Origin of the sequence: Pseudoflavonifractor sp. An184 (assembly GCF_002160305.1) — a bacterium.
In the GTDB taxonomy this organism is placed as follows: Bacteria; Bacillota; Clostridia; order Oscillospirales; family Oscillospiraceae; genus Lawsonibacter; species Lawsonibacter pullicola.
Genome location: NZ_NFKI01000008.1, coordinates 66919 through 74155, shown reverse-complemented (window position 1 = coordinate 74155; position 7237 = coordinate 66919). Strand labels below are relative to the sequence as shown.

5 protein-coding genes are annotated in these 7237 nt (G+C 64.6%); 4 read left to right on the top strand and 1 reads right to left on the bottom strand.

The window, feature by feature from the left end; all coding sequences use genetic code 11:
* Positions 1-210 precede the first annotated feature (210 nt).
* Complete coding sequence (locus tag B5F19_RS04780; protein ID WP_087288500.1) at positions 211-1278, bottom strand: branched-chain amino acid aminotransferase; 1068 nt, start codon at positions 1276-1278, stop codon at positions 211-213.
* A gap of 374 nt (positions 1279-1652) precedes the next feature.
* On the opposite strand from B5F19_RS04780, the gene B5F19_RS04775 reads away from it, so the two are divergent.
* The 4 genes from B5F19_RS04775 (at position 1653) to tilS (ending at position 7204) form a co-directional block, all read left to right on the top strand.
* On the top strand, positions 1653-3635 hold the full coding sequence (locus B5F19_RS04775; protein ID WP_242972701.1) for a DHH family phosphoesterase: 1983 nt from the start codon (positions 1653-1655) through the stop codon (positions 3633-3635).
* 203 nt (positions 3636-3838) lie between these two features.
* On the top strand, positions 3839-4285 hold the full coding sequence (rplI, locus tag B5F19_RS04770; protein ID WP_087288496.1) for a 50S ribosomal protein L9: 447 nt from the start codon (positions 3839-3841) through the stop codon (positions 4283-4285).
* A gap of 121 nt (positions 4286-4406) precedes the next feature.
* Positions 4407-5762 (top strand): replicative DNA helicase, encoded by a 1356-nt coding sequence (gene dnaB / locus B5F19_RS04765; protein WP_087288494.1) that lies wholly within the window; start codon positions 4407-4409, stop codon positions 5760-5762.
* A 20-nt stretch (positions 5763-5782) separates the two neighbouring features.
* Positions 5783-7204 (top strand): tRNA lysidine(34) synthetase TilS, encoded by a 1422-nt coding sequence (tilS, locus tag B5F19_RS04760; protein ID WP_087288492.1) that lies wholly within the window; start codon positions 5783-5785, stop codon positions 7202-7204.
* Positions 7205-7237: the final 33 nt, after the last annotated feature.

Genomic DNA, 7237 nt, shown 5'->3' with positions numbered 1-7237 from the left:
CCCGCCTCGAGTGGGATCGAATGCCCTGAATGCCTTGTATGACAAGGCGTTCAGCGAGCGCAGCGAGGACTTTTCCGCCGCGCAGCGGCGGGAAAGTATTGGCATTTTTTCAGGCTGTCGGAAAAGTCTTTGGACTTTTCCGACAGCCTGAAAACTAGACCCGAAATCGGGTCCAGTTTTTTACTTTCATTTCATGGGATAAGCCGCAGCTCAGCACAGCTTCATGATCCAGCCGTGGGGATCGGGCAGGCGGCCCCACTGGATGCCGGTGAGCTCGTCGTACAGGCGCTGGGTGACAGGGCCGATCTGGTTGTTGCTGACGGTGACCTTCTTGTCGCCCTCGGCCAGCTCGCCGATGGGGGACACCACGGCGGCGGTGCCGGTGCCCCAGGCCTCCTCCAGCTCGCCCTTCTCGGCGGCCTCGAAGAGCTCCTCGGCGGAGATACGGCGCTCCTCCACCTCATAGCCCCAGTCCTTCAGCAGCTGGATGCAGGAGCGGCGGGTGATGCCGTCCAGCACGGAGCCGTTCAGGTCGGGGGTGAGGATCTTGCCGGCCACCTTGAACATCACGTTCATGGAGCCGACCTCCTCGATATATTTGCGGTGGACGCCGTCCAGCCACAGCACCTGGCTGTAACCCTGGGCCTCGGCCCGGTCGCCGGCCCGCAGGGAGGCGGCGTAGTTGCCGCCGGTCTTGGCGGTGCCGGTGCCGCCCTTGACGGCGCGGACGTCCTGGTCCTCCACATAGATCTTCACCGGGTCCAGCCCCTCGGGGTAGTAGGCGCCCACGGGGCAGACGATGACGATGTACTGGCAGTGGTGGGAGCTGTGCACGCCCAGAGCGGCGTCCAGGCCCACCATAAAGGGACGGATGTACAGGGAGGTGTCCTTCTCATGGGGCACCCAGTCCTGCTCCACCTTGACCAGCTCGGTGATGCCGGCCAGGGCCAGGTCCTCGGGGATCTGGGGCAGAGCCATACGCTCGGCGGACGCGTTCATCCGGCGCACGTTGTCCAGGGGGCGGAACAGCTGGATGGAGCCGTCCTCGGTGCGGTAGGCCTTCAGACCCTCAAAGATCTCCTGGGCATAGTGGAGCACCTTGGCCGCCGGGTCGATCTGCAGGGGGGCGTAGGGGACGATCCGGGGATCGTGCCAGCCCTGACCGGCGTCATAGTCCACGATGAACATATGGTCGGTCATGCTCTTGCCGAACACCAGGGTGGAGGAGTCAGGCTTCTCTTTCAACGTCTGCGCGCGGGTAATTTTGATCTCTTGCATGTTGGAACAGCCTCCTAAGGTAATAAAATGTAACAGGCTTAGGGTCGTCCCCCCATCCTGTCCCCGTCCCTTTTACGGGCGGGGCCTCTCCCGGGGGCCGGCTCTGCTCTGCAGCAGCGCTGCAAAAAACACGCTTGTGGCCTTTATTATATCAGTCTTTTTCTTTGGTTGCAACGGCTGGACCGGGGCTGCGAGCACTTTTTTCTGTATTTTTTTGGTGTCTGATTTTCCTCTCCGATCCAGCCGCCCCCATGGAGCCGAAGTTTTCATTTCCGCCTCCCACTTCTCTTGTGGTTTTGGTTGTATTTCCTCCCGCAATCTGCTATAATAAAGTGCTGATTTTATCCCCATGGCTCTGGAAGGAGGGTCCCTTCTTGAATCGAAAACTGCCCCAGCTGCTTCAGCCCAGCCTGCAGCTCTATTTTATCTGCCTGGTTCTGTTCGCTCTGGCCTCCGCCATGTTCAGTCTGCCCCTGGCCGTGCTGGAACTGGCGGTGGTGGTGCTGCTGGCCCTCCATCACCGCAGCGGCCTGCACAAGCGCCGCCGGGAGATCACCAAGTATATTGAGAACATCACCGGCAATGTGGACATCGCCACCAAGGACACCATGGTGAACTCCCCCCTGCCCATGATCATCTTCCGGCCGGAGAGCGGGGACATCATCTGGACCAACGACCGCTTTCTCCAGCTCACCGGCGACAAGGAGCACCTGTTTGACGCCAAGCTGGAGACGGTCCTCCCCGATTTCGACACCCGCTGGCTGCTGGAGGGCAAGAGCGAGTGCCCCGACGAGGTGAAGCTGGGGGAGCGCCGCTTCCTGGTATACGGCCATCTGGTGCGGGCCAGCGAGCGGGGCGGCGGCTTTCTGGCCACCACCTACTGGGTGGACGTGACCGAGCTGGCCAACACCCGGGACCGGTACCAGGCCAGCCGGCCCGCGGCCGCGGTTTTGCTGCTGGACAACTATGAGGACCTGATGAAAAACCTCACGGAGAACCAGCGCTCCACCATTTACTCGGAGATCAACGCCCGGCTGGACGCCTGGGCGGCGGGCACCGGCGGCATGCTCCGGCGCATGGAGCGGGACCGGTACCTGTTCCTGTTCGAGCAGCAGTACCTGTCCCGGTTCGTGGACCAGAAATTTGACATTCTGGACACCATCCACCAGGTGGTCAGCCCCAGCGGCCTGTCCGCCACCTTCTCCATCGGCATCGGAGTGGACGGCGACTCCTTCCAGGAGCTGCTCCAGTACGCCAACCTGTCCATTGAGATGGCCCTGTCCCGGGGCGGCGACCAGGCGGTCATCCGCAACAAGTTCACCTTTGAGTTCTTCGGCGGCCGCTCCAAGGAGACGGAGAAGCGCACCAAGGTCAAGAGCCGGGTCATGGCCAACGCCCTGTCCGCCCTGGTGTCCGACTCCTCCTGCCTGTTCATCATGGGCCACCGCTCCCCGGACAACGACTGCATCGGCGCCGCCGCCGGCGTGTTCGCCATCGCCCGAAAGAGAGGAGTCCCCGCCCACATCATTCAGGAGCCGGGCTCTCCCCCCTCCAAGGTACTCACCGACCGTCTGATGCAGCTGCCGGAGTATAAGGACTGTTTCCTCTCCTCCCAGGAGGCGCTGCTCCTCATGGACAACCGCTCTCTGGTGGTGGTGGTGGACACCAACCGCCCCGAGCAGGTCCAGTCCCAGGAGGTACTGGAGTCCTGCAACCGCATCGCGGTCATCGACCACCACCGCCGGGCCGCCACCTATATCGAGGGGGCCGCCCTCAACTACCACGAGCCCTACGCCTCCTCCGCCTCGGAGCTGGTCACCGAGCTGCTCCAGTATATCGCCGACCCCACCGACCTGACGCGGGCGGAGGCGGAGGCCCTGCTGGCGGGCATTGTCCTGGACACCAAGAACTTCTCCATGCGCACCGGCGGCCGCACCTTTGAGGCGGCGGCCTTCCTGCGCCGGGCCGGGGCGGACACCGCCGAGGTCAAGAAACTCTTCCAGAACGACCTGGCGGGCACCATCGCCAAATACGCCATCATCCAGAACGCCAAGCTCTACCGGGACCAGATCGCCATCGCGGTGGTGGACCACACGGTGGGCCGGGTGACCGCCGCCCAGGCGGCGGACGAGCTGCTGAACATCATCGGCATCGACACCTCCTTCGTCCTCTACCCGGACGGGGACCGGATCATCGTCTCGGCCCGCTCCATCGGGGACACCAACGTGCAGGTCATCCTGGAGAAGCTGGGGGGCGGAGGCAACGCCGCCGCCGCCGGAGGCCAGATCCAGGGCAAGACTCTGGACCAGGTGGCCCAGGAGCTGGCCCAGGCCATCGACCAGTACCTGGAGGAGTAATTACAATGCAGAAGGCAGAATGGCTTCTGCCCCCGGAACGCCAGATCGCTCCACACCGATCCGCTCCATATTCCATTGATCATGTGTAGGGGCGGCCCTTGCGGCCGCCCGCCGGTGCTGATCCGGGTGGCCGCAAGGGTCGCCCCTACGAATTGTATTTTCTCATCTTACTATTTCGAATCGTTATATAGGAGGAACTGAACATGAAAGTGATTTTACAGCAGGACGTGCGCGGCCAGGGCAAGAAGGGCCAGATGGTGGAGGTCTCCGACGGGTACGCCCGGAACTTCCTGCTCCCCCGGAAGCTGGCCGTTCTGGCTACCGCTGAGAATGTGAACACCATGAAGCAGCAGGAGAAGGCCCGCAAGGCCCAGGAGGCCGCCGAGAAGGCGGAGGCCGAGGCCCTGTCCAAGAAGCTGGAGGGGCTCACCGTGAAGGTGGCCGCCAAGGCCGGCGAGGGCGGCCGCCTGTTCGGCGCCGTCACCGCCAAGGAGATCTCCGAGTGCCTCTCCCAGCAGCACGGCGTCAACATCGCCAAGGCCAAGCTGGTGCTGGACGAGCCCATCAAGTCCTGCGGCGGCTATCAGGTGAAGGCCAAGCTGGGCTATGAGGTCACCGGCATGGTCAACGTGGTCGTGGTAGAGGCCTGATACTCTTTGTTAGATAGAAGATAGAAGATAGGAGATAGGAGTTGCTCCCTTCTCCATATCTCCTATCTTCTATCTCCTATCTCCTCACTCCTATCTCACTGAAAAAGGGCGGGTGATTTCTTTGGCTTTGGAAGACGAGGAGCTGCTGCTCAAGCAGCTGCCCCACTCGGTGGAGGCGGAGCAGGCGGTGCTGGGCTCCATGCTCATCGACGCCCGGTGCGTGCCCGAGGTCATCGACCAGCTCCGTCCCGACGACTTCTACGTGAAGCAGAACCGGGAGATCTATGAGACCATCTACTCCATGTTCAACTACTCCCTCACCATCGACCCGGTGACGGTGCTGGAGAACATGAAGCAGAACGGGGTGTACGACGAGAACACCTCCCGGGGCTATCTGCTCCAGCTCATGGACACCACTCCCACCGCCGCCAACGTCAAGGAGTACATCGGGATCTTAAAGGACAAGACCCTGCTGCGCCGGGTGGCGGAGACGGCGGGAGAGCTCACCGTTCTCATTCAGCAGGGCACCGAGACCGGCCAGGACGTGCTGGAGGCGGCGGAGCAGCGGATCTACGCCATCCGCCAGGGCCGGGCCGCCCAGGGGCTCACCCCCATCTCCCAGGTGCTGCTGGACGTGTACGCCCGGCTGGAGGAGCTGGCCGCCAGCGATTCGGCCATTCCCGGCCTCTCCACCGGCCTGACCGATCTGGACCGGGCCATCTCGGGCCTGAACAAGTCCGATCTGATTCTGCTGGCCGCCCGCCCCGGCATGGGCAAGACCTCCATGGCTTTGAACATCCTGCTGGAGGCGGGCAAGAAATCCGGAAAAAATGTCGTCTTTTTCTCGTTGGAAATGAGCCGGGAGCAGCTGGCCCTCCGTCTCATCTCCAGCGAGTGCTTTGTGGACAACAAGAAGCTGGTCACCGGCAACCTGGGCCCGGAGGACTGGGAGAAGATCATGGTGGCCACCGAGTCCCTAAACCGCTCCCACATCCTCATCGACGACGACTCCACCGTGTCGGTGGCCGACATCCTGGCCAAGTGCCGCCGGGTGGACAACCTGGGGCTGGTCATCATCGACTACCTCCAGCTGATGCAGTCCGCCGGCGGGCGGCAGTACTCCGGCGAAAACCGCCAGCAGGTGGTGTCCGACATCTCCCGGGCCCTGAAAATCATGGCCAAGGAGCTGGACGTGCCGGTGCTCTGCCTCAGCCAGCTCTCCCGCGCCAACGAGAGCCGCAGCGACAAGCGGCCCATGCTCTCCGACCTGCGTGAATCGGGCGCCATCGAGCAGGACGCGGACATCGTCATGTTCCTGTACCGGGAGGGCTACTACGACAAGGAGACCCCCAACCCCAATCTGGCCGAGTGCATCATCGCCAAAAACCGCCACGGAGAGACCCGGACGGTGGAGCTCCAGTGGCTGCCCGAGTTTACCACCTTCGGCAACATGGAGTGGCAGCACGAGGAGTACTGACCGTATTATCAGGAGGAATTATGACCGATCCCATGGTCCAGCTGATTCGGGAATACCGTCTGATCCCTCCGGGAAGCGCCGTGCTGTGCGCCGTCTCCGGCGGCGCGGATTCCATCTATCTGCTCCACCGGCTCTGGCGGCTGCGCCGGGAGCTGAATTTCACCCTGGCCGCCGCCCACTTCGACCACCGGCTCCGGGGGGCGGAGTCCGCCCAGGACATGGAGTTTGTCCGGGAGTTTGTCTCCCTGTGCTGCGGCCGGGAGCGGACGCTCCGTCCGGACGGAACCGTGGAGACGCTGCCCCCGGTGGAGCTGTTCACCGGCTCCGGCGATGTGGCGGCCCGGGCCAGGGAGACCGGCCGCGGCCTGGAGGAGACCGCCCGGGAACTGCGCTACGCCTTTCTCCGGAAAACCGCCCGGACCGCCGGCGCCCAGTACATCGCCGTGGCCCACACCGCCGGCGACAACGCCGAGACGCTGCTGTTCCATCTGGCCCGGGGGACCGGCCTGCGGGGGCTGTGCGGCATGGCCCCCAAAAGCGGGGACGTCATCCGCCCCCTGCTCACCACCACCCGGGGGGAGATCGAGGACTACCTGCGCTTCTGGGGGCTTCCCTGGCGGGAGGACCCCTCCAACCGGGAGGATATTTACGCCCGGAACCGGCTCCGCCACCGGGTGCTCCCTGAGCTGGAGGCCCTCTACCCCGGGTTCCTGGTGCGGCTGACCGACACCGCCCAGCGGCTGCGGGAGGACGAGGACTGCCTCGCCGCCCAGGCGGAGGAGGCTCTGGGGCGGCTCCAGGAGGGGGCGGACGGGACCCTCTCCCTCCCGGCGGAGGATGTGGCCCGGCTGCCCCAGCCCCTTGCCGTCCGGGCCGTCCGGGCCCTGCTGGCCCGGGCCAGCGGCGGGGATGACCGGTGCTCCGCCGCCCATCTGGAGGCCCTGACGGACCTGTGCCGCACCCAGGACCCCTCCGCGCGGATCGACCTGCCCGGGGGGCTGACCGCCCGGCGGGAGTACGGCCGCCTGATCCTCACCCGGCTGGCCTCTCCCCCTCCCCTCTCCGCCGTGGAGCTGGCGCTGCCCGGTCTGACCCGGGCCGGGGATTGGGAGATCGCCTGCACCCTGGAGCGGTACCGCGGACAGGCCCAGCGGCCCCTGGACTTTTTTTTGGACCGGAGCGCGGCCCCGGCCCTCACCGCCCGCTCCCGGCAAACCGGGGACCGGCTGACCCTCCCCGGACGTCCCGGGCGTCCTCTGAAGAAGTGGTACGTGGACGAGAAAATCCCCCGGACGCTGCGGGACCAGCTCCCCGTCCTGGAAAGCGGCGGACAGGTGGCCGGAGCGGCCGGCCTGGGACCGGACGCGGCGTTTTTGCCCTCAGAGGACGGCGAAGCCTGGCACATCCGCCTGATCCATCCGAAATTCGGAGAAAAAAACTGAAAAAACGCCTGGTTTTGAAGGCCGGGCTGTGGT

What these genes read in the sequence shown, in the direction of transcription:
- rplI (WP_087288496.1), top strand. Translation starts at nt 3,839, where the DNA reads ATGAAAGTGATTTTACAGCAGGACGTGCGCGGCCAGGGCAAGAAGGGC.
- tilS (WP_087288492.1), top strand. Translation starts at nt 5,783, where the DNA reads ATGACCGATCCCATGGTCCAGCTGATTCGGGAATACCGTCTGATCCCT.
- B5F19_RS04780 (WP_087288500.1), bottom strand. Translation starts at nt 1,278, where the DNA reads ATGCAAGAGATCAAAATTACCCGCGCGCAGACGTTGAAAGAGAAGCCT.